Source organism: Micromonospora sp. NPDC000089, from assembly GCF_042899365.1.
Lineage (GTDB): Bacteria > Actinomycetota > Actinomycetes > Mycobacteriales > Micromonosporaceae > Micromonospora.
This window is the reverse complement of sequence record NZ_JBIAZT010000002.1, coordinates 158,445-180,920: the sequence shown is the minus strand read 5'-3', so window position 1 is coordinate 180,920 and position 22,476 is coordinate 158,445. Positions and strand designations below refer to the sequence as shown.

General features: G+C 75.8%; 18 protein-coding genes, 1 pseudogene and 1 riboswitch. Of the genes and pseudogenes, 13 read left to right on the top strand and 6 right to left on the bottom strand.

Annotated features, from left to right (window positions below):
- Nucleotides 1-122: 122 nt before the first annotated feature.
- The 4 genes from ACFY3U_RS04250 (at nt 123) to ACFY3U_RS04235 (ending at nt 5,210) form a co-directional block, all read left to right on the top strand.
- On the top strand, nt 123-2,261 hold the full coding sequence (locus ACFY3U_RS04250) for a HelD family protein (RefSeq protein WP_387194626.1): 2,139 nt from the start codon (nt 123-125) through the stop codon (nt 2,259-2,261).
- Nucleotides 2,262-2,308: 47 nt separating this feature from the next.
- Nucleotides 2,309-3,229: a cation diffusion facilitator family transporter gene (locus ACFY3U_RS04245; protein WP_387194623.1), complete on the top strand. Its 921-nt coding sequence runs from the start codon at nt 2,309-2,311 to the stop codon at nt 3,227-3,229.
- A gap of 155 nt (nt 3,230-3,384) precedes the next feature.
- A riboswitch (cyclic di-AMP (ydaO/yuaA leader) is annotated at nt 3,385-3,516 on the top strand.
- Nucleotides 3,517-3,520: 4 nt separating this feature from the next.
- Nucleotides 3,521-4,588, top strand: coding sequence for a coiled-coil domain-containing protein (locus ACFY3U_RS04240; RefSeq protein ID WP_387194620.1), 1,068 nt, complete (start codon nt 3,521-3,523; stop codon nt 4,586-4,588).
- A gap of 118 nt (nt 4,589-4,706) precedes the next feature.
- Nucleotides 4,707-5,210: a hypothetical protein gene (locus ACFY3U_RS04235; RefSeq protein ID WP_387194617.1), complete on the top strand. Its 504-nt coding sequence runs from the start codon at nt 4,707-4,709 to the stop codon at nt 5,208-5,210.
- A gap of 73 nt (nt 5,211-5,283) precedes the next feature.
- Here the strand turns inward: ACFY3U_RS04235 and ACFY3U_RS04230 are convergent, their stop codons facing one another.
- Together ACFY3U_RS04230 and ACFY3U_RS04225 are read right to left on the bottom strand one after the other, a co-directional pair.
- Nucleotides 5,284-5,859: an SRPBCC family protein gene (locus tag ACFY3U_RS04230; RefSeq protein ID WP_387194614.1), complete on the bottom strand. Its 576-nt coding sequence runs from the start codon at nt 5,857-5,859 to the stop codon at nt 5,284-5,286.
- Between the two features lie 283 nt (nt 5,860-6,142).
- Entirely contained in the window at nt 6,143-6,484 is a 342-nt protein-coding gene (locus tag ACFY3U_RS04225) for an STAS domain-containing protein (protein ID WP_387195938.1), read from the bottom strand.
- Nucleotides 6,485-6,867: 383 nt separating this feature from the next.
- Between ACFY3U_RS04225 and ACFY3U_RS04220 the strand changes: the two genes are divergently transcribed.
- A complete protein-coding gene (locus ACFY3U_RS04220; protein ID WP_387194612.1) occupies nt 6,868-7,008 on the top strand; it encodes a hypothetical protein in 141 nt (46 codons plus the stop codon).
- Nucleotides 7,009-7,126: 118 nt separating this feature from the next.
- Nucleotides 7,127-7,534 (top strand): hypothetical protein, encoded by a 408-nt coding sequence (locus ACFY3U_RS04215; RefSeq protein WP_387194609.1) that lies wholly within the window; start codon nt 7,127-7,129, stop codon nt 7,532-7,534.
- 64 nt (nt 7,535-7,598) lie between these two features.
- Here ACFY3U_RS04215 and ACFY3U_RS04210 read toward each other — a convergent pair whose 3' ends face one another.
- On the bottom strand, nt 7,599-10,325 hold the full coding sequence (locus ACFY3U_RS04210) for a cellulose binding domain-containing protein (protein ID WP_387194606.1): 2,727 nt from the start codon (nt 10,323-10,325) through the stop codon (nt 7,599-7,601).
- A gap of 230 nt (nt 10,326-10,555) precedes the next feature.
- Here ACFY3U_RS04210 and ACFY3U_RS04205 point away from each other — a divergent pair, with 230 nt between their 5' ends.
- Both ACFY3U_RS04205 and ACFY3U_RS04200 read left to right on the top strand, forming a co-directional pair.
- The gene (locus tag ACFY3U_RS04205; protein WP_387194603.1) at nt 10,556-11,050 is read left to right on the top strand and encodes a redoxin domain-containing protein; all 495 of its coding nucleotides are present in this window, start codon (nt 10,556-10,558) and stop codon (nt 11,048-11,050) included.
- A complete protein-coding gene (locus tag ACFY3U_RS04200) occupies nt 11,047-11,595 on the top strand; it encodes a DsbA family protein (RefSeq protein WP_387194601.1) in 549 nt (182 codons plus the stop codon). Before ACFY3U_RS04205 ends, ACFY3U_RS04200 begins: the two co-directional genes overlap by 4 nt.
- 111 nt (nt 11,596-11,706) lie before the next feature.
- Here ACFY3U_RS04200 and ACFY3U_RS04195 read toward each other — a convergent pair.
- Nucleotides 11,707-14,465, bottom strand: a pseudogene (locus ACFY3U_RS04195) (LuxR C-terminal-related transcriptional regulator).
- A gap of 92 nt (nt 14,466-14,557) precedes the next feature.
- Here ACFY3U_RS04195 and ACFY3U_RS04190 point away from each other — a divergent pair.
- From ACFY3U_RS04190 to serS, 5 genes are all read left to right on the top strand, one after another.
- Nucleotides 14,558-14,995, top strand: coding sequence for a hypothetical protein (locus ACFY3U_RS04190; RefSeq protein WP_387194598.1), 438 nt, complete (start codon nt 14,558-14,560; stop codon nt 14,993-14,995).
- Entirely contained in the window at nt 14,992-16,155 is a 1,164-nt protein-coding gene (locus tag ACFY3U_RS04185) for a zinc-dependent alcohol dehydrogenase (RefSeq protein WP_387194595.1), read from the top strand. Before ACFY3U_RS04190 ends, ACFY3U_RS04185 begins: the two co-directional genes overlap by 4 nt.
- Before the next feature lie 19 nt (nt 16,156-16,174).
- Nucleotides 16,175-17,374 (top strand): saccharopine dehydrogenase family protein, encoded by a 1,200-nt coding sequence (locus ACFY3U_RS04180; protein ID WP_387194592.1) that lies wholly within the window; start codon nt 16,175-16,177, stop codon nt 17,372-17,374.
- Between the two features lie 46 nt (nt 17,375-17,420).
- A complete protein-coding gene (locus tag ACFY3U_RS04175; protein WP_387195935.1) occupies nt 17,421-18,557 on the top strand; it encodes a MerR family transcriptional regulator in 1,137 nt (378 codons plus the stop codon).
- 720 nt (nt 18,558-19,277) lie between these two features.
- Nucleotides 19,278-20,561 carry a serine--tRNA ligase gene (gene serS / locus ACFY3U_RS04170; protein ID WP_387194589.1) on the top strand — a complete coding sequence of 428 codons (1,284 nt, stop codon included), beginning with the start codon at nt 19,278-19,280 and terminating at the stop codon, nt 20,559-20,561.
- Nucleotides 20,562-20,805: 244 nt separating this feature from the next.
- On the opposite strand, the gene ACFY3U_RS04165 is transcribed toward serS, so the two are convergent.
- Entirely contained in the window at nt 20,806-21,801 is a 996-nt protein-coding gene (locus ACFY3U_RS04165; RefSeq protein ID WP_387194586.1) for a cytochrome c biogenesis protein CcdA, read from the bottom strand.
- Complete coding sequence (locus tag ACFY3U_RS04160; RefSeq protein WP_387194583.1) at nt 21,798-22,475, bottom strand: TlpA family protein disulfide reductase; 678 nt, start codon at nt 22,473-22,475, stop codon at nt 21,798-21,800. The genes ACFY3U_RS04165 and ACFY3U_RS04160 overlap by 4 nt, the downstream gene beginning before the upstream one ends.
- Nucleotide 22,476: the final 1 nt, after the last annotated feature.

The following is a 22,476-nucleotide window of genomic DNA, read 5'->3' as shown; positions in this document are numbered from 1 at the left end:
GGGTGGCCCGCGTCGCGTCACCCGCCCGGGCCCGCACGCGGCCCGTACGCTCCCCGTACCCTCATTCTCCGCCCGGCGCGCCCGCGCCCGGGCGGCGCCGCGACGCACAGGAGCGAAGTGAGTTGACCGACCAGACGACCCTGGAGCAGGAGCTCGCCGCCGAGCAGCGGCACCTCGACCGGGTGTACGCCCGTCTCGCCGAGCTGCGCCGCGCCGCGGCCCGCGCCGAGCGGGACGGCTACCGGCAGTCCCGGGTGGGCACCTTCGGGGCACTGGTGGAGCGGGACGCGATGGTCTTCCACGCCGCCCAGCGCCGGCACCTGCTGGACGCCGAGCACGAGGGCCTGGTCTTCGGCCGGCTGGACCTGCGCGACCGGCAGGTGCTCTACGTGGGGCGGCTCGGGGTGCGCGGCGAGAACGCCGAGACGTTGGTGGTGGACTGGCGGGCGCCGGCCGCCGCCGCGTTCTACCGGGCCACCCCGGCCGAGCCGCTCGGGGTGGTGCGGCGGCGGACGATCAGCTCCTCGGCCGAGAAGGTCACCCGGATCGAGGACGACCTGCTGGATCCGGAGGCCGCGCCGGCGGACCTGCCGGTGATCGGCGACGGCGCTCTGCTGGCCACCCTGTCCCGGGCCACCGGCCGCGGCATGCGGGACATCGTGGCCACCATCCAGCGGGAGCAGGACGAGGCGATCCGCTCCCCCGCCTCGGGGATCACCATCGTCTCCGGCGGCCCGGGCACCGGAAAGACGGCGGTGGCCCTGCACCGGGCGGCGTACCTGCTCTACTCCGACCGCAACCGGTACGCCGGCGGCGGCATCCTGGTGGTCGGCCCGTCCGGCGTCTTCGTCGAGTACATCGCCTCGGTGCTGCCCTCGCTGGGTGAGGAGACCGCCACCCTGCACTCGCTCGGCTCGCTCTTCCCGGGCTTCTCCGCGTCCCGGACCGATCCGCCGGAGGTGGCGGCGGTGAAGGGCTCGCTGCGGATGCGCCGGGTGCTGGACCGGGCGGTACGGGACGCGGTGCCGGACGGCCCGGACGAGCTGCGCCTGCTCTACCGCGGCGAGCTGCTGCGGCTGGACCGCCGCGAGCTGGACGACATCCGGGACCGGACGCTGGCGCGCGGCGGCCGCCGCAACGAGGTGCGCCGGGCCGCCTTCGACGCCGTCCTGGCGGCGCTCTTCGGGCAGGCCCGCCGGCTGCGGGTGGGCCGGCTGCCGGAGCAGCCCGCGTTCGAGGACGAGATCATCGACCGGCCCGAGTTCCGGGAGTTCCTCAAGGCGTGGTGGCCCCGGCTGCACCCCCGGCACGTGCTGGGCTGGCTGGCCCGCCCCGAGCGGCTGCGCCGGTACGCCGCCGGCCTGCTGTCCCGGGCCGAGCTGGCCCGGCTCGACGACGCGTACCGGACGCTGGACTCGCAAGGGCTGACGGTGGCCGATGTCGCCCTGCTGGACGAGCTGGACGCGCTGCTGGGCCGGCCGGCGCAGCGGGCCCGGCCGCGGCGGGACCCGTACCAGCTGGCCGGCGGGGTGCGCGAGCTGAGCACCGCCGCGGACCGGCGGCGGGCGGCCCGGGAGGCCGCCCGGGAGCGCCCGGCGGACTACCGCGACTTCGCGCACGTGGTGGTGGACGAGTCGCAGGACGTGTCGCCGATGCAGTGGCGGATGATCGGCCGTCGCGGGCGGTTGGCGTCCTGGACGGTGGTCGGCGACCCGGCGCAGACCGCCTGGGCGGGCGACCCCGGCGAGCTGGACCGCGCGCGGGACCAGGCGTTGGGCCGGCGCCGGCGGCACCGGTTCACGCTGACCACCAACTACCGCAACTCGGCGGAGATCTTCGCGGTGGCGGCGGCGGAGATCCGCCGGCTGCACCCGGACCTGGCGCTGCCCATCGCGGTGCGGTCCACCGGGGTGGACCCGGTCGCGCTGACCGTGCCGGCCGCCGAGCTGGTCGAGACCACGGTGGCCGCGGTGGAGACGCTGCTGGCCGACGTGGAGGGCACGGTCGGGGTGATCACCCCGGTGCCGCGGCGGGACGAGGTGGCCGGCTGGCTGGGTGACCGCGGCGGCTCCCGGCTCCAGGTGGTGACCAGCCTGCAGGCCAAGGGCATGGAGTACGACGGCGTGGTGCTGGTCTGCCCGGGTGAGATCCGGGCCGAGCCGTCCGGGGTGCGCACCCTCTACGTGGCGCTGTCCCGGGCCACCCAGCGGCTGACCACCGTCGATCCCGTTCCGGCCGTCGGGGATCACTTGCACACATAGCGATGTGAGCATACATTGGGTCGGGCCCCTCGACAGCGACGGAAGGTGTGGGCGTGGGCGGAGGTCATGACCACGGCGTGGCGGTCGGCAACGCCGCGCACCGCCACTCCGGCCGGCTGTGGGCGGCCTTCGGGCTGCTCGCCGCGCTGATGGTGGTCGAGGCGGTCACCGCGTTCGGCACCGGCTCGCTGGCCCTGCTCTCCGACGCCGGGCACATGTTCACCGACGTGCTCGGCATCGGCATGGCGCTGGCCGCGATCACCGCCACCCGCCGGGCCGACCGCGACCCGCAGCGCACCTTCGGGCTCTACCGGCTGGAGGTGCTCGCCGCGCTGGCCAACGCCGTGCTGCTCAGCGGGGTGGCGGTCTACGTGCTGATCGAGGCGATCCACCGGTTCGGCGACCCGCCCCGGGTGCTCACCGGCCCGATGCTGGCGGTGGCGGTGCTCGGCCTGCTGGCCAACGTGGCCGCCTTCGCCCTGCTGCGCCCCGGCGCGCAGGAGAGCCTGAACCTGCGCGGGGCGTACCTGGAGGTGGTCGGCGACCTGCTCGGCTCGCTCGGCGTGATCGGCGCGGCGCTGCTGATCGCCGGCACCGGCTGGTGGTGGGCCGACCCGGCCGTGGCGGTGGCGATCGGCCTGTTCATCCTGCCCCGCACCTGGCGGTTGGGCCTGGCGGCGGTGCGGATCCTGGTGCAGGCCGCCCCGGAACACCTCCAGGTGACCGCCGTACGCGACCGGTTGACCGCCGTGCCGGGGGTGGCCGAGGTGCACGACCTGCACGTCTGGACGCTCACCTCCGGCATGGAGGTGGCCTCCGCCCACCTGACCACCACCCCGGGCGCCGAGCTCGGCATGGTGCTCGCCGCCGCCCGCAGCGCGCTGCACGAGGACTTCCGCATCGAGCATGCGACCCTGCAGATCGAGCCGGGCAGCTCGCCGGGCGCCTGCGGGCCCTCCCACTGGTAGTTAGCGGTTCCTTAAGAATCCCGGGGATCATGTCCGTTAATCACCCTTTTAACGGCATTATCTCGCGTACCCTCGGTCACGAAACGGGCGGCGGTCACACCCGTGCCGGTAAGCTCTGCCCCGGCCTCCGCGCGGCGGCGCCCACCGGCGCGGCGTGGTGACCGTCGCCTAATCGCCAGCACAGGCGAGCCGGGGAACCACGTTCGTGGGGTGCATCCGCGTCAGCGGTAGGGATCTTCCGTCCCGAACCCGTCAGCTAACCCGGTCGGCGGCTGACGGAAGGACACGTGCATGCAGGTTCGACACACCACCGCGCGGCTGCTGGCCGCGATCGTCGCGACGCTCGCCCTGGGCGTGTCGTCCGCGCCGCTCGCCACGCCCGCCGTCGCCGCCGGCCCGACCAACCACCTCGCCGCCCCCGGGGACGACGACGAGGGTGGCTCCCCCTCGCTGCGCGCGCAGCTCGACGCGGCCAGCAAGGGCTGGCTCGACGCCCGGGCCGCGCTGGACCGCTCCACCCAGCGGCAGAAGCAGCTCGACGCCCAGCTCAAGACCGTGGAGACCGAGCTCGGCTCGCGCACCGACAAGGTCGGCGAGATCGCCGGTCTGGCGTACCGGACCGGGCGGCTCGGCCCGATCTCCGCGCTGCTGGACAGCCGCACACCGGAGGGCTTCCTGGACCGGGCGCGGGCGCTGGAGACGGTGGCCGCCAACGAGGACCGTGAGCTGCGCAAGCTGGTCGAGACCCGGGACGCGGCGACCCGCACCCGCACCGCGCTGGCTACCGAGATCGTCGAGCAGCGCAAGCAGGTCACCGTGATGGCCAAGCGCAAGGAGCAGGCCGAGCGGGCGCTCGAGGTGGCCGCCGCCGAGAAACCGGCGCCGCCGAAGGCCGACACCGGCGCCACCCGGGGCACCTCCACCGCCACCGCCAAGGCCGCCCCGCGCAACTCCGACGGCTCCTGGCCGCCCGAGTCGTGCAGCATCAACGACCCGACCCCGGCCGACGGCTGCATCACCCCCCGGATGCTGCACGCGATGCAGCAGGCCCAGGCGGCCGGCTTCAAGCGGTACGTCTCCTGCCACCGGCCCAGCGGATCCGGCGAGCACCCCAAGGGCCGCGCCTGCGACTTCGCCGCCCAGACCGACGGCTTCGGCGGGGACGCCACCGGCGGCGACAAGACGTACGGCACCAACCTGGCCGCGTACTTCATCCGCAACTCCGACCGGCTCGCCGTGCTGTACGTGATCTGGTACCGGCAGATCTGGCTGCCCAGCAGCGGCTGGAAGTCGTACAGCGGGGCGGGCGGGGACCCGTCCAGCGACCACACCAACCACGTGCACCTGTCCGTGTACTGACCCGCGCCGACCGGTGGCCCGCCCGCCCGGGCGGGCCACCCGCGTACGCCCCTCGTCGTACGCCGGATGTCGTCGCCCGGCCCACGACGGCCCGGCCCCGGCGGACCAGCATCGGGGTATGCGCAGACTCTCCCCCGACGGCCGCCGGGCGCTGCTCACGCTGCACCTGGTGACCTCGCTCGGCTGGCTCGGCGCCGATCTCGGCCTGCTCACCCTCGGCGTGGCCGGGCTGCGCGGAGCCGACCCGGCGGTGGTCTATCCGGCGGCGGCGTTGCTGGCCACCTGGCTGTTCGCCCCGCTGAGCGTCGCGGTCTGGCTGGCCGGGGTGGCCAGCGCCCTGCTCACCCCGTGGGGGCTGCTGCGGCACCGCTGGGTGGTGGTGAAGCTGGGGCTGACCTCGGTGATGCTGGTGCTGGTGCTGTTCCTGCTGGTGCCGACCGTGCGGGCCGCCGCGCTGCCGGACGCCACCGCGCACCAGCGGATCGACGTGGTGGTCGCGCCCAGCGTCTCCACCGCGCTGCTGGTCACCATGACGGTGATCTCGACCTGGAAGCCGTGGGGCCGGACCCGCCGGGGCGTACCCGCCCGCCGCCCGGCGTCCACGGCCGCCACCCGCGGCTGACGACCGGCCGAGCGGGTCACCGGTCGCCGGCCACGGATCTAGCGGGCCGATGGGCGGGCGGCGGCCGAGACCGCTACCGGTCGAGCGGGTTGTCGTCGGGGCCCGGGTCCACCGCATCGCCGCCCGGGTCGTGGTCGGTGGGGTCGTGGTCGGTGGGGTCGTGCTCGGTGGAGTCGTGCTCGGCGTGGTCGTGGTCGGCGCCGCCGGCGGACCGGTCCAGCATCGCGCCGAGCCGGCTGGCCAGCCCGAGGTGGGCGGCCCGGGCCTGGCGGAAGGCGTACCCGAACAGCGGCGCCGGCGCGGCCAGGGTGATCTCGACGTCGATCCGCAGCACCCCGGCCTCCTCGTGCAACCGGGTGAGGTTGCGGACCGTCGTGCCGGGCTGCTGGCGGGCCACGGTGACGATCTCGTCGTCGGTCACCACCAGCACGTCGGCCTGGTAGGTGACCGGGAAGTGCAGCGGCCCGACCGCCAGCCGGTCGGTGATGGCGTAGCTGGCCCGCGCGCCGGGCCGGGCCGGCAGCCGGCGCACCCGGACGATCAGCGGATGCAGCTCCCCCTGCCGCGCCGGGTCGCTCAGCAGCGCCACCGCGTCGGCCCGTGAGCAGCGCGCCTGCACCGTGTAGCTGAACGATTCCCGCCGGACCACCGCGCCTCCACACCGTCGTCGGTGGCCCGATCGTGCCGTACCGGGAACGGCCTGGCAACGCCGGGGCCGGCACCGGACGGGCGCCCGCCGGTCACCGGGGCCGGCGGTGCGGACCCGTGCGACCTCGGCGGGTGAGCAGACCCCAGCCGGCCAGCAACCGGGCGGGCAGGGCGGCCCGGCGACCGGCGCGCGCCCGCTCGGGGCCCGGCGGCGGCACGGGTTCGTTCCGCCCGGCGGCGGGCAGCCAGGCGAGCAGTGGACGGCGGGGCACGACGGCGGCCGATCAGGCGCCGGGAAGGACCTCGGTGGCGGGAGCGGTGCCGGCGAAGTAGGGCTCCGGAGCGCCGAAGAGGCCGAGCAGGCCGGTGACCCAGAGCTGCCGGTGCACGAACCGGCTGGGCTGGGTGACGACCAGCTTGACGCCGCTGACCTCGGCGGTCTGGAAGCCGGCCACCATCGCGCTGATGCCGACCGAGTCGATGAAGGTGACCAGCCGCATGTTGAGCTCGATCCGGGACGGGCGGCCCTTCGCGAGCACCTCCGCGATCGCCTCCCGCACCTCGTACGCGGTGTCGACGTCGATCTCGCCCCGCGGGGCGATCTCGATGACACCACCGTGCAGCATCGACTTCACGATCGACAGGCTCACGCGAGCACCTCCACTCGCCCGGTTCCACGGGCGCCTCATCAGTACGCGGGCCGCGACCGAGAGTATTCCTCCGACGGCCTCGGTCGCCACCCCTCGGGATGAGCGATTCGCGGATCCGGACGGACCGGGCGGCCCCGGGGCGGGGCAGTCTCGGATCCGGTCGGCTCCGGCGTGGCCGCCGATACCGGCCACGCCAACCGCATCAGCGTAGCGGGCCGGGTCCACCCCGCCCCGGATCCACCGCCCGGGCGCGCCAGCGGTTCGACCGGTCGGCGGCGTTGTCGCAGGTGCGAGCGGTTGTCGGGGTGGCCTAGCCTCGGGGCGAGACAAAGGTCACCCTGACGGAAGGACCGGATTCGATGCTCAGGCGACTGCTCGGCCTGGCCGGTGTCGGCGCGCTGCTCGCCCTCGTCCTGGCCTGTGGGTTCGGCGGCGGGGACGACGACGATGACGGCGACGACGATTTCGCCCGGGCCGCCACGGTGGCCGTGGTCCACTAGGCACCGGGTTTGCGCACCGGCCGGGCTGGGCACTGCCGCAGAGCGACCGTGACGCGCCGCAGAGACACCGCAGTCCGAAGTGGCCGCAGGCTTCGGCACCCCGAGGAGGTAACCCACGATGTTCGGTAGCAGTCTGCTGGAGCGCCGCAGCAAGCCCGAGCGGATCGCGGACCAGGCCTGGGAGCACCTGCTCTCGGCGGTCGGCTCCGCCGGGGACAGCGTCCGCGACGCCGCCAAGTCCGTCCGATCCACCGGGGGCTCCGGCCTCTCCGACGCGGGCGACCTGGTGGGCTCCGCCGCGGACGAGGCCCGGCGCCGCGCGACCCTCGCCTTCGACGCCCTCGCCGGCCGTCGCCCCGCCCTGCCGTGGACGCTGCTGATCAGCGCGGCCCTGGTCGGCGCGGCGATCGGTTGGGCCGCCGGCACGGCCGCGCGGGCCGCCGGCAGCCGCGACAGCCGGCCGGTCGACGACATCGAGTTCGTCGACGTGGACCGGCCGAACTCCCCGGTCGGCCTGGACGACTGACCCACCGCACCAGCCCGACGGGCCCCGGCGACTCACCCGAGTCGACCGGGGCCCGCGGCGCTTCTCAGCGGCCGGCGCAGCTGACCACCGGGGTGCCGTTGGTGCTGCCGGTGCTCGCGATGAAGCCGACGCTGGTGCTGCCCGCCGGCGCGAGCACGCCGTTCCAGCCCGCGTCCCGCACGGTCACCGCGGCGCCGGTCTGGGTGTACGCCCCACCCCAGAGCTGGTTGATCCGCTGACCGTCGGGCCAGGTCCAGGTGAGCGTCCAGCCGGCGGTCGGCGCGCTGCCGGAGTTGCGCACCACCACCTCCCCCTGGAAGCCACCGGGCCACGACCCGGTCACCCGGTACGTCGCCGCGCAACCCCGGGTCGTCGGCGTCGGGGTCGGCGGGTAGTCGGTCGGGTACGGGCTGGTCGAGCTCGCACTCGGCGTCGGGGTGGCACTCGGCGTCGAGGTCGGCGTCGGCGTGGAGCTGGGCGTGGGCGAGCCGGTGGGGGTCGGCGTCGGGGTGCCGCCGAGCCGGTCGGCCACCAGGATGCCCCGACCGTTGGTGCCCAGGTAGACCCGGCCGTAGACCCGCGGGTCACCGGTCAGGGCGTCCCCGGCGTTGCCGTACTGGTGCTGGTCGTCGTTGATCCGCACCCAGCTCCCGCCGGCGTCGTCCGAGCGGAACACGCCGTGCATGCCGTCGACGGTGCCGATCACGAACACCGCCGGGTGGGTCCGACCCGGAGCCGCCCTGCCGAAGCCGACGTTGCCGGCGGAGCCCACGGCGGGCAGCTTGGTGAAGCTGGCGCCCCCGTCGATCGAGCGCCACAGCCCGCCGGAGCCGGTCACCCAGAGCTCGCCCTGCTGGCCGGGCACCGCCTTGAGCCGCCCGGACGACGGCAGCCCGGTGGCGGCCGTCGCGGTGAAGCTCGCGCCGCCGTTCGTGCTGGCGTAGACCCTGCCGCCGCTGAGTCCGTAGAAACGGTTCGGGTCGACCCGGTCGGCGGCGATCTGCGCGTTGGCCGGGATGCCGGTCGCCGCGCTCCAGGAGGTGCCGAAGCCGACCGAGCGGACGACGGCCGCGCCGGTGTCGCCCGGGGCCCAGAGGAACCGGCTGCCGTCGGCTGCCGCGGCGACCGTGCCGCCGTTGGTGAGGCCGGCCGGCTCGGTGCCCTGGAACCAGGTGGTGCCGCCGTCGGTGGAGAAGGCGACGTGGCTGTCCCCCGGCCGGTCGGCGTCGGCGAAGCTGCCGGCCCGGACGATCACGTTCGGCCTGGTCTCCGCGTAGTCCAGGTCGTGCGGCCCCCAGCTCGGGTCGGTGTACGTCCAGCAGGGCACCGCGTTCAGGTCGTCGTGCCGGAAGCCGGCGATGTCACCGAGCGCGCTGAGCAGCGGCGCCCCGGACGGCGGGCTGATCAGGTCGAGCACCGCGGTCTCCTCCAGCCCCTTGACCATCGGGGTGATGGTGAACTGGCCGCCGGTGTCCCATCTGGTCAGGTCGGTGGTGCCGTAGACGGTCGCGCCGGTGCCGTACAGCATCCGGTTCGAGTCGAACGGGTCGATCTCGATGGACTCGTTCATCCAGCCCAGCTTCGGCGACGTGTCCGGCGGGCCGGGGTCGGCGTTGCCGAAGTTCAGCCAGGGCACCGAGGAGGCGTCCATCTTGTAGCGGAAGCTGCGGTTCGGGTAGCCGGCCCAGTCCCAGACCCGGCTCCAGGTGGCGCCGCCGTCGGTGCTGCGCCAGAAGACCGTGTCCGGCCACCAGGAGACCTGGGAGCCGACCATCAGGGTGTTCGGGTGCTGTCGGTCGATGGTCAGCCCGGAGTACCCGAAGGTGTCGTCGGTGCTGGTCGACGGGGTCGGGCTGATCCGGGTCCAGGCGCCGGTGGCCCGGCTGAGCTTCCACACGTCGCCCTTGCCGCCGTCGTACGGGCCGCCGGTGTCGCTGGTGGCGAGGTAGAGGTAGCCGCCGACCGGGTCGACGACCCCCTTGTGCGGGATGAAGCCGGTGGGCGCGCCGGGCACCGGCTGCCAGGTGACGCCGGCGTCGGTGCTGCGGTAGACCGGGTTGGCCTTGTCGGCGACCCCGGCGTAGATGGTCTTCGTGGCGGCGCCGGCCGTGCCGGTGCTCTCGTCGAAGCTGACCCAGACGACGCCCTGGTTGTCGGCCCCGGTGGACGGGTAGTTGCCGACGTTGGGGAAGCTGGTCACCCTGGCCCAGGTGACGCCGGAGTCGGTGCTGCGCCACAGCCCGTTGCCGCTCGGCGCGCCCAGGTAGAGCACGCTGTCGCGGTTCGGGTCGACGACCAGCCGCTCGCCCATCCCCCGGCCGGGCATGTTGCCGCCCAGGTGGAACGGCAGCTCGGTGGCCTGCCAGGTGGCGCCCTTGTCGGCCGAGCGCAGGACCGCGCCGTTGTTCGGGTCCCAGCCGTTGGTGTACATGCCGGCCGCGACGTACACCCGGTTGGTCTGCACCGGGTCGGTGGCCAGGCTGACCACTCCGTTCCAGCCCCACCTGTCGGCGCCCACCCAGTCCAGCAGCGGCGTCCACGACCGGCTGTCCTGCTCCCAGCGGTACGCGCCGCCGATGTCGGTCCGGGCGTAGATCAGGTTCTTCTCGGTGGGGTTGAAGACGATGCCGGGGACGAAGCCGCCGCCGTCGATCCGGACGTTCTTCCAGCTGTACGGCTCGGCGGCCGCAGCGGCGGCCGGGACGGTGGGTGCGATGGTGACCTGGACGGCCAGCGCGGCCGTGGCGGCGGCCAGCACGGCGGTGACCGCGCCGGCGAGACTTCTCCGCATCTGCGGTTCCTCTCGGGGAGTGCCCTGTGGTGGGGGGACGAGGCCGACGCCCGGACGTCGACCGGTTGCGGGAAGCTGCCCTGGCTCCCCGCCGGCACGCTGGCTCCCGCTGCCGAGGAAGACATTCACCCTATCGGATGGGAGAGCGGTCATGGAAGCGCTCCCATCCTCGTACGGACCACCCGGGCGGGGTGAGCCCGGCTCACCCGGCCCGCGGGCAGGGTGGGGACATGACTGATTCGGACGGGCTGATCCGACCCGGGAGCCCGGCCCCCGACTTCGCCCTGCCGGCCACCCCGGACGGGCGACGAACGGGACCCGGGCAGTTCCGTGGCCGGCCGGTGGTGCTGGCCTTCTACCCCGCCGACTGGAGCCCGGTCTGCGGCGACCAGATGGCGCTCTACCAGGCGGCGATGCCGGAGTTCGACCGCTACGACGCGGCCCTGCTGGGCATCTCGGTGGACAGCCTCTGGTCGCACCGGGCCTTCGCCGAGGCGCAGGGGATCCGGTACCCGCTGCTGGCCGACTTCGAGCCCAAGGGCGAGGTGGCCCGGCGGTACGGGGCGTACACGCCGCAGGGGCAGGCCGCCCGGGTCCTGGTGGTGCTCGCGCCCGACTCGACGGTGGCCTGGAGCTACCGCTCGCCCTCCGAGGTCAACCCGGGGGCCGACGGGATCCTGACCGCGCTGGAGGAGCTCACCGAGCGGCCGGTGGTGGCCGGATGACCACGCCACTGCAGGCCACCCCCCTGCTGCGGACGCCGGTCACCGAGGCGGACCACGCCCGCGGGCCGGTGGACGCCCCGGTCACCGTGGTGCAGTACGGCGACTTCCAGTGCCGGTTCTGCGGGGCGGCGTACCCGAACCTGGCCGAGCTGCTGCGCCAGCGGGCCGAGACCGTACGCCTGGTCTACCGGCACTTCCCGATCGCCAACGTCCACCCGTACGCGGAGGCCGCCGCGGAGACCGCCGAGGCCGCCGCGCGGCGGGGCCGGTTCTGGCAGATGCACGACTGGTTGTACGAGCACCAGGACCAGCTGGACCCGGTGCACCTGTCGCTCGGCGTGCAGCAGGTGGGCCTGCCGCCGGACGAGGTGCGCGCCGAGCTCGACCGGCACGAGCACGCCGACCGGGTCCGGCACGACTTCGTCGGCGGCATCCGCTCCGGGGTGAACGGCACCCCCACCCTGTTCGTCCAGGGCGTCCGGCACGAGGGCGGGTACGACCTGGCCGACCTGCTGGTCGCGGTGGACGCCGCAGCGAACGCCTGACCGGAGCCCTTCCCCTCCACCGCCGCCCGCCGCCGGGATCGCACCGCCCGGCGGCGGCCGGCACGCCGATGTCCGGGTGGCGCGCCGGCCGCCGGGTGGCGCGCCGGCCACTCAGATCAGCCGCAGCTCGCGGGCGCGACTGACGGCCTCCCGGCGGCGGGTGGCGTCGAGTTTGCGGTAGATGTTGCGCACGTGCGTCTTGACGGTGTTGACCGACAGCGACAACTCACCGGCGATCTCCACGTTGGACAGGATGCTCTGCAGGTAGCGCAGGATGGTCAACTCCCGCTCGGTGAGCGGCTCGTCCAGCGGTCGCCGGGTGCCCGCCGGGTCGTCCTCGGCCGGCTCCTCGGCGCCCCGGACCAGCTCGCTGACCGTCGACCAGTGCGCGGTGCCGGAGTCCAGGTGGGCGGCGAGCAGGTCGCGCACCGGCGGTTCCGCCCGGGTGAAGACCCGCCGGTAGCCCTGCGGGCCGGCCAGGTCGAGCACCCGCTCCAGCAGCCGGCCGGCGCGCCGCTCGTCGCCGCCGCGGCGGGCCAGCACCGCGTCCAGCACCCCGGCCGCGAGCCGTACCGGCAGCGGCCAGCCGGCGGCGGCCGGGCCGTCCCAGTCCGGCAGGGAGTACCCGGCCGCCCGGACGTCACCGGCCCGCAGCTCCACCCGGGCCAGGGCGAGCGCCAGCACCGGCGCCGGGTCGGGCTCCCGGGCCCGGTCGGCGAGCAGGTCCCGGGCGAAGCGCACGTCGCCCTGCTCGCCGCGCAGGTCGGCCTCCAGGGCGAGCAGCCGGTCGGCCAGCTCACCGGGCCCGGCCAGTCGCTCCCGGGCGGCGGTGACCACCTGGATCGCCCCGGCCGGGTCCCCCGCGTCGCGCAGCAGCGTCGCCCGGACCAGCGCGGCGGCGCCGGCCACCACCGGCTCCCCCGCCGCCGGGCCGGTCGACGCCACCCGGGCGGCGGCCTCCCGCGGCTGGTCGCGGTGCAGCGCCACCAGGGCCAGCGCCAGGTGCGCGTACCCGCAGTCGGTCCGGCCCGACCAGCCCTGGCATGGTGGCATCGCCAGCGCCGTCCGGGCGGTCTCCTCCGCCGCCAGCAGCTCGCCGGCGAGCGCGTGCAGCAGCGCCGAGCGGGCCGCGCAGACCAGCGCGGTACGCGGCCGGCCCGCCTCCCGGGCCGCGCCCAGCGCCGTGTCGAACCGGGCCGCCGCGGCCCGCAGGTCCCCCTCGGCCAGGTCGAGAAGGCCGAGCGCGGTGCCGGCCACCGCCACCGGGTCGGCGTCCTCCCCGGCGCCCGAGCGCGGGTCGTCGTCGCCGGGGCCGGCCGGGCGGGTGTCCAGCAGTCGGGCGGCGGTCCGGCGTACCTCCGGGTGGTCGCCGGCCAGCCGGGCCAGGGTGAGCTCCACCGCGGTGGCCAGCCGGCGGAAGCGGTCCCGGCGCGGCGCGGGCAGTCCCGCGGCCAGGCCCACCGCCTGCCGCAGCAGCCCGGCCGCCGCGTCGGCGTCACCGGCGTACGCCCGCTCGGCCGCCGCGGCCAGCGCCAGCTCCGGATCGGCGCGGACCACCTCCGGCGGGGGCGCGGCCGGCGCCGGGCCGGGCGGTGCCTCCCGGTCGTACGGGGTCAGCTCCGGCCAGGCGGTGAGCAGCAGCTGGGTCGCCCGCTCCCACCGCCCGGCGGCGAGCGCGTGCCGCAGCGCCTCGGCCGGCCGGTCGTTTACGGCGTACCAGTCGGCGGCCCGTAGGTGCAGGTCGCGCCGCTGCGCCTCGGGCAGGTCGGTGAACTCCGCGCGCAGCAGGTCGGCCAGCAGCGGCTGGCAGCGGTACCACGGCGGGTCGCTGTCGTCCGGGTGCACCAGGCCGCTGTCCCGGACCAGCGCGGCCAGCACCGGGGTGCCGTCGCCGCGCCCGGTCAACGCGTCGGCCAGGTCGGCGCGGACGGCGGGCGCCACCGCGGTCCGTCGCAACAGGTCCCGGGTCGCCGCCGGCAGCCCGTCCAGCACCTCGGTCCGCAGGTACGCGGCGACCTCCGCCTGGTCCCCGCCGAACCGCTCGGCCCAGCGTTCCGGGTCGGGCCGGTCCCGGGCGGCCAGCGCGGCGAACCGCAGCGCCGCCGGCCAGCCCCCGGTCCGCTCCCCCAGTCGGGCCACCGCCGCGGCCGGCAGCGGCACCCCGTGCGCGACCAGCAGGTCGGCCACCTCGTCGGTGGTGAACGCCAACTCCCGCGGGCCGATCTCGGTCAGCCCGCCGGCCAGCCGCAGCCGGTGCAGCGCCATCGGCAGCTCGCTGCGGGCGCCGGCGACCAGCCGCAGCCGCTGGTCGGTGTGGCGCAGCAGGAACTCCAGCCCGGTGAGCGCCGCCGGGTCGGTGATCCGGTGCAGGTCGTCCAGGACCAGCAGCACCGGCCGCTCCCGGGCGGCCAGCCCGGCGGCGAGCAGCTCCAGCTGGTCGGGCCGGGGCGGGCCGGCGGGCAGCGGCGGGTCGTCCGCCGGCTCGCCGCCGGCCGGGTCGCGCAGCGCCGCCGCCAGGTACGCCCAGAGCCGCTCCCCGGTGTCACCCGCCTCCACCTGCACCCAGGACGGCCCGGGCTGCGCCGCCGCGCGCGCCCAGGAGGCGAGCAGCGTGGTCTTGCCCCAGCCGGCCGGGGCGCGGACCAGGGTGACCGGCCCGGTCACCCCGTCGTCCAGCCGACCCGCCAGCCGGGGGCGCAGCAGCACCGGCTCCGGCAGCGGAGGTGGCGCGAGCCGGGACGTCAGCAGCGGCGCCGGTCCGACCGCCGCCTCGGCGATCCCGTCGCGGCGCGGCTGCTGCGGCATCCACCCACCTCCGTCGGCGCGTCCTCCCCCGGACGCCGGCGGTTACCCGGCGGGAGCCCGTTCACCCCTTCGGGACGAGCCCACTTCACCCCGGCCGTGGCGAGGCTGGGCGGACGTGGTCCAGCGGGTGACGGCAGCCGAGGGGCAGGTGGTACGGATGCGACGCCCGAATGGCGGCGGGGTGACGCTCGCCCTGGCCGCGCGGGGTGCGGCCGCGCTGCGCGCGCGGGTCGTACCCCGGCGGGGTGGTTGGCCGCGCGCGGCCGGCGCCGACCCGCGGCCAGGGCGGTGGCAGGTGGTGACGGTGGCCCGGTCGCCCGCGGAGCTGCTGCCCGGCGGGGTGTGGCCGGAGCCGCTGCGGCCGCTGGACGGCGCGGTCGAGCTGTACCTGCGCCCGGCGCCCGGCGGGCGCGGCACCGAGCTGGCCGTCCGGCCGCTGGGTGGGGTGCAAACCCTGCCCGGAATGGCCGCCCACCTGGTCGGCGACGACCCCGGGCTGTTCCTGCGGGACGTGCTGCGCCAGGTCAAGACGCTCGCCGAGACCGGCGAGGTGCTGCGCGCCGACCGCTCGCCCGCGGACGGGCCGGCGGCATGAGGGCGCTGTGCTGGGCGGGCGCCGACACCCTGGAGGTACGCCAGGTGCCCGACCCGGAGCTGCGCAACGCGCACGACATGATCGTGCGGGTACGCCGCAGCGCCACCTGCGGCGCGGACCTGCCGCTGGTGGCGGGGCGGCTGCCGTTCCTGGCCGACGGGGACGTGCTCGGCCACGAGTTCCTCGGCGAGGTGGCCGAGGTCGGCCCGGCGGTACGCGGCCACCGGGTCGGCGACCGGGTGGTGGTCTCCGCCGTGGTCGCCTGCGGCAGCTGCTGGCACTGCGCGCAGGGACGGCACGGCTGCTGCGACAACTCCGGCACCGGCCCGGCGGTCACCGAGGCGGCCTGGGGCCAGCCCACCGGCGGCTGCTACGGCCACCCCCGGGCGATGGGCGGCTTCGCCGGCAGCCACGCGGAGTACGTGCGGGTGCCGTACGCGGACGTCGGCGCGTTCAGCGTCCCCGACCCGGTCAGCGACGACCGGGCGGTGTTCGCCTCGGACGCCGCCCCGGCCGGCTGGATGGGCGCCGAGCTGGGCGAGGTACGCCCCGGCGACGTGGTCGCGGTGTGGGGCGCCGGCGCGGTGGGCCAGCTGACCGCGCAGGCCGCGGCGCTGCTCGGCGCGGACCGGGTGATCGTGATCGACCGGCACGAGGAGCGGCTGCGGATGACCGAGCGGCACACCGGCGCGGAGACGCTCAACTTCGAGCGCACCGACGTCCCCGCCGAGCTGCGCGAGCGCAGCGGCGGCCGGGGGCCGGACGTCTGCGTGGAGGCGGTCGGCGCCACCGCCGAGCCACCGCCGCCGGTCGCCCGGTTCGCCGGGCGGCGCGGGCCGGCCGAGGACCCGTTCGCGGTACGCGAGGCGGTGCACGCCTGCCGTAAGGGCGGGACGGTCTTCGTCTCCGGCACCTTCACCGGCTTCGTCGACACCTTCCCGCTCGGCGCGATCATGAACAAGGGGCTGACCCTGCGCAGCGCCCGCCAACACGGCCGGCGGTGGATCCCGATGCTCCTGGACCGGATGGCCCGCGACGAGCTGCGCACCGAGCACCTGGCCACCCACCGGCTGCCGCTGGAGCAGGCGCCGGCCGGGTACGCGCTGTTCCGGGACCGCGCCGACGGCTGCGTACGGGCGGTCTTCACCCCGCACGGCTGAGGGGTGGCACACTCGGCGGATGCGCGACGACCGCCCGTACGACCTCGTCCTGTTCGGCGCCACCGGGTTCACCGGCGGGCTGACCGCCGAATACCTGGCCCGGCACGCCCCCACCGGGCTGCGCTGGGCGCTCGCCGGCCGCAACCCCGGCAAGCTGGCCGCCGTCCGCGACCGGCTGGCCGACATCGACCCCGCGCTGGCCGAGCTGCCGCTACTCACCGCCGACGTCACCGACGCCGCGTCGCTCCAGGCGGTCGCCGAGGCCGCCCGGGTGGTGGCCAGCACCGTCGGCCCGTACGTGCACCACGGGGAGCCGCTGGTCGCCGCCTGCGCCGCCGCCGGCACCGACTACCTGGACATCACCGGCGAGCCGGAGTTCGTCGACCTGATGTACGTCCGGCACCACGCCGAGGCCGTCCGCACCGGGGCGCGCCTGGTGCACACCTGCGGCTTCGACTCGATCCCGCACGACCTGGGCGCCTTCTACACGGTCAGGCAGCTGCCGGCGGACGGGCCGATCACCGTGGACGGTTTCGTCCGGGCCGGCGGGAAGTTCTCCGCCGGGACGTACCACTCGGCGCTGACCGCGTTCTCCCGTACCGGTGAGGCGGGCCGCGCCGCGAAGGCCCGCCGGGCGGTCGAACCCCGGCCGGAGGGCCGCCGGGTCCGCGCGGTGCCGGGCCGGGTGGAGCGCTCGAAGGAGCTGGGCCGCTGGGCCGTCCCGCTGCCGACCATCGACCCCCAGGTGGTACGCCGGTCGGCGGCGGCCCGCCCGGAGTACGGCCCGGACTTCCGCTACCGGCACTTCGCCGCGGTGAAGCGGCTGCCCACGGTGCTGGCCGCCGGGGCCGGCCTGGCCGGGATCGTGGGACTGGTGAAGCTGCCGCCGACCCGGCGGTGGCTGCTCGGCCGGCTCGCCTCCGGCCAGGGCCCGAGCGCCGAGCAGCGGGCGAAGTCCTGGTTCAAGGTCGTCTTCGTCGGCTCCGGCGGCGGCCGGACCGTGCTGACCGAGGTGTCCGGCGGCGACCCCGGCTACGACGAGACCGCCAAGATGCTCGCCGAGTCCGCGCTCTGTCTCGCGCTGGACGACCTGCCGGCCACCGCCGGCCAGGTCACCCCGGTGACCGCGATGGGCGACGCGCTGCTCGACCGGCTGGTCAGGGCCGGCATGACCTTCCGGGTGCTGCGCACCGACGGCGGGGTCGACGGTCACGCTTGACCCTCGACCTGGTTGAGGCGACACGATTCGAGCTGTGGAGAGCGAGCTGCGCAGCATCGGCGAGCTGGCCCGGGCCAGCGGGCTGACGGTCAGCGCCCTGCGGTTCTACGACCGCGCCGGGGTGCTGGCCCCGGCCCTGGTGGACCCGGCGACCGGCTACCGCTGGTACACCGACGACCAGGTGGCGCCGGCCCGGCTGGTGGCCGGCCTGCGCCGGGTCGGCATGCCGCTGGCCGGGATCACCGAGGCGCTGCGGCACCGCCGCGACCCTGCGGTGGTCGGTCGGCTGCTGGACGCGCACCAGCGCCGGCTGGAGGACGGCCTGGCCGACGCCCGTCGCGAACTCTCCCGGATCCGTGCCCTGATCGAGCCCGAGGAGTTCCCGATGTCGACCACCGTCCTGCTGTCCCGCGCCGACCTGGCCGCGGCCCTCGACGCCGTCCGCTTCGCCGTCGGCGCCGACCCCGAGCTACCCGCGCTCTCCGGCGTACTCGTCGCAGTGGACCCGGACCGCCCCGAGCCCGCCGGCACGGCTTCCGACGGTGCGCGGGACGGCGGCGTGGAGCTGGTGGCCACCGACCGGCACCGGATGGCGGTGGCCCGGGCGGCCGGGCGGGTGGACGGACCAGCCGTCCGCGTCCTGCTCCCGGTCGCGGCGGTCGACGACCTCCGTGCCCTGCTGACCGACCCCGACCCCGCCGCTGACGGTGTCGACGGCGACGCCGTTCGGCTGACGATCGACGGGTCGGCGGTGACCGTCACCGTGGGCGGGCGGGAGGTCCGGGCCACCGCGCTGCCGTACGACTTCCCCGACCACCGCCGGCTGCTCGGCCCGCTGACCGGGGACCGGCCGGTCCGCCGGATCCCGCTGGACGTGCCGGCCCTGCGCGCGGCGCTGCGGGACACCGGCCGCCCCACCCTCACCCGGGAGTACGCCGGGCAGCCGTACCCGGTGACCGTGCTCGGCGTGGACGACCGGGACGGGTTGCGGCTGGTCGCCGGGGAGGAGCCGGTCGCCGGCGAGCTGCACGTCGGGGTGAACGGCGACTACCTGCTCGACGCGCTGGACGCGGCCGGCGGCCCGCAGCTGGTCCTGGAGCTGGACGGGCCGATCGCCCCGCTGGCGATCCGCCGCCCGGACGACCCGGACGCCTTCTCGATCCTGATGCCGATCCGCCTCTGACAGCTCCGCCGCGCGGCCCGGCGCCCCTGACCCGACCCTCCGATCCCGACCCGGCCCAGCCTCCGACCTGGCCCCGGCCCAGCCTCCGACCTGGCCCCGGCCCCGGCTCCGGCCCCGGCCTGGCCCCGGCCTGGCCCCGGCCCCGGCCTGGGCCCGGCGTGGCCCTGCTCCTGATCGCTGGCGGCCGGCAGCTCGCCGGAGCAGGCCTGGGCCGCCCCCGCACGACCGTGGGGCTCGATGACCTCCACCGAGCCCATCACCGATCACTTTCCGTCATCTTGATGACTACGCCCATCCCACCTACTCGCACACTTTGCTCTGCTGCCACATAGGCGACAGTTACCCAACGTTGCTGTTGCGTCGGTGGCGGCAGAGCAAAGGGGGCGGCACACCGGTGGGCTGCCCCCTGGCACGATGCGACGTCTTCCCTGGTGAGAGCGGTGTCGGCCGATCGGCTGCCCGCCGACGGCTTGCCGGGTGCTCACCCTTCGCAACGTCATCGCCGTCGCTGGAGCAAGCGCGCGAATCTCACTGAGCGTGGTTGCCGGCCGAGAACGGCGCCGCCGCGACGAGCGGCGGCGCCGGCGGCTCAACCCTCGACGTCCCGCCGATGCCGGCCCGGGTCCGGGCGGCTCGGCGGGCGGGGCCGGGGCCGGGGGGCCGCGACGGTAGCATCTGGGGGTCTCACCTGACATCCCGGACGGAGGCGTACGGAGCAGCATGCTCGACATGGACTTGATCCGGAAGGATCGCGAGGCGGTCGCGACCGCGCTGGCGAAGCGACTGGATCCCGCCGAGGTCAACCGGGCGCTGGACGAGATCCAGCGGCTCGACCAGGAACGCCGCGCTCTGATCACCGGCATCGACGCCGAGCGGCAGCGCCGCAAGGCCGAGGCCCGGGCGTACGCGCAGGCGAAGCGGGCCGGCACCGCGCCGGAGTCCGGCTCCCCGCAGGACGAGCGTAAGCAGCTCGCCGAGCTGGAGTCCCAGCTGGACGAGGTGCAGGCGCGGCTGCGCACGGCGATGAGCGAGCTGCCCAACCTGCCCGCCGACGACATCGTGGCCGGCGGCAAGGAGGCCAACCGGGTGGTGAAGACCTTCGGCGAGCCACCGGCCATCGAGAAGGTCCGCGACCACGTCGAGCTGAGCCGGATGCTGGGCCTCGTCGACCACGAGCGCGGGGTGAAGCTCGGCGGCTCCGGCTTCTGGATGTACACCGGCATGGGCGCCCGGCTGGAGTGGGCGCTGATCAGCTGGTTCATCGAGGAGCACATCACCGCCGGGTACGAGTTCCTCCTCCCGCCGCACCTGCTGCTGGACACCGCCGGGTTCGCGGCCGGGCAGTTCCCCAAGTTCTACGACGACGTCTACCACCTCGACCGGGAGTCGGCCCCGCGCGGGCAGTTCCTGCTGCCCACCTCGGAGACGGCGATCCTCGGCGCGTACCAGGACGAGATCCTGGAGACAGCGAAGCTGCCGCTGAAGGCGTTCGCCTACACCCCGTGCTACCGGCGGGAGGCGGCCGGCTCGCACTCGGACGAGCGCGGCACGGTGCGCGGCCACCAGTTCAACAAGGTGGAGATCTTCCAATTCACCCTGCCGGAGCAGGCGGACGCGGCGCTGGAGGAGATGCTCGGCCACGCGGAGGGCCTGGTCGAGAAGCTCGGTCTGCACTACCAGCGCACCCTGCTGTCGGCCGGCGACGCCAGCGCCTCGATGAAGAAGACGCTGGACATCGAGGTGTTCATGCCGAGCACCGGCAAGTACAAGGAGGTGTCGTCGGTCTCCTGGGCCGGCGACTACCAGGCCCGCCGGGCGGCCATCCGCTACCGCGAGCCGGGCGGCAAGCAGACCCGCTTCGTGCACACCCTGAACGGCTCGGCGCTGGCCACCAGCCGGCTCTTCCCGGCCATCCTGGAGCAGTTCCAGCAGCCCGACGGCTCGGTCGTGCTGCCCGAGGTGCTGCGCGACCGGCTCGGCACCGACCGGCTCACCCCCCGCTGACCCGGCACTGCTCCGACGCCGAGCCGGCGCGGGAGCCCGACGCCGAGCCGGCGGGGGCGACCGCCCCCGGCCGGCGACCGCTTGTCGCAGAGGCCGCCGGCGACCGCTTGTCGCAGAGAGCGATATGACTCTCGGTCATAATTATGACCGAGAGTCATATCGCTCTCGGGAGTGAGCGCACCGAGCTACCTCACCCTGGGTGACCCGCCGACGGATGGGCTCGCGTCCATCCGCCGTCCGTCGCTCACCCCGAGAAAGCGGCCGGGACCGCGGCATCCCCCGAGGCCGCCGCACCCTCCGCCATCGGCGCACCCGCCGGGCTCACCGTGGCCGCCGGGCTCACCGTGGCCGCCGGGCTCACCGTGGCCGGCGCACCCGACGCGCTGTCTGGTCCCGCCGGGGCCGGACGGGGTGACGCCCGTAGCCGGAAGAGGGCCGCGCCGGCCAGCAGCAGCGCCAGCACCGCCGCGAGCACCGTCGGCCCGACCGTGTCCAGGCCGGTGGCGAGCGCCCGCTGGGCCCGGGCCGCGGCCACGATCACCGGATCGCCGAACGCCTCGTGCCGGCCCTCGGCGAGCCGGACCTCGTACCAGCCGTACCAGGCGACGTAACCGCCGGCGAGCAGCAGCACCAGACCGCTGAGCCGGGGCACCAGCGCGCCGGCGCCGCGCAGCAGGGCCACCACTGAGCCGCGCAGCAGGGCCACGCCGAGCGCGGTCACCGCGACCACCAGGCCCATCCCGATCGCGTACGCCACGAACAGCGCCACCCCGCGCGCCGCTGAGCCGGCCCGCAGGCTGGTCACCACGATCGCCAGGAACGGGCCGACGGTGCAGCTGAGCGAGGTCAGCGCGTACGCCATCCCGAACAGCGTCATGGACGGCCAGGACCGGGTCAGCCGGGGCGAGCGCAGGCCGAGGCCGGGCAGCACGAGCCGACGGCCGGCGAGCAGCCAGCAGCCCAGCGCCAGCAGGCCGAGCCCGAGGGTCACGGTGAGCCACGGCAGCCGGGGCCGCAGCCAGTCGGCCAGCGGCGCCACGGCCAGCCCGAACGCGCCGAAGACCAGCACGTAACCGGCGGTCAGCCCGGCGGTCGCGGTGAGCGCCCGGCGGACCGCGCCGCGACGCTCGGCCGGGCCGGCGACCAGCAGCGACAGGTACGCGGGCAGCATGGCGAAGCCGCACGGGTTGACCGCGCCGAGCATGCCGGCGGTCAGCGCCAGCAGCAGCGCCGTGGTCATCCGGCGGCCAGCGCGGCGACCCGGCGGGCAAGCTCGTCGCCGGCCAGGAAGCCCTGGTGGACGACCTTCCCGTCCCGGTCGATGATCAGGAAGGTGCTCTGCTCGACCACCTCGAAGCGGCGCCAGAGCGCCCCGGCGTGGTCGTCCAGTTGGGGCGTGCCGGTCAGCTCGAACTCGGTGACGAATTGCTTCATGGCCTTCCGGTCGCCGAGGCCGGCTACCCCGACGATGGGGACGGTGTCGCGGTACTTCGGGGCGATCTCGGCCACCGTCCACGCCTGACTCGCGCAGGTGGCGCACCAGGGCGCCCAGAACCACAGCACCACCGGCCGGCCGGCGAGCCCGGCGGCGGAGAACGCCCCGCCGTCGAGGGTCGTCCCGGTGAAGCGCAGCGCGTCCGGCACGGCCGCCGGGGGCGTACCCGGGGCGGCCGGAGCGCCCGCGGCGCCACCGGCGGGGGCAGCACCGGCGGGCGGCGTGGCGGCGGGGGACGTGGCGGTGAACGGCGGTCCGGTGGCCGCCGGGCCGACGGCGGCCGGGCCGCCCGGCGCGGGACCGACCGCGCAGGCCGCGCCGGTCAGCAGCACCACGCCGGACAGCGCCGCCCCGACCGCGGCCCGCCGCCGGCCGGCGGGCCCGCCTCCACTCTGTCCGGTCCTCCGGTACGACCGCATC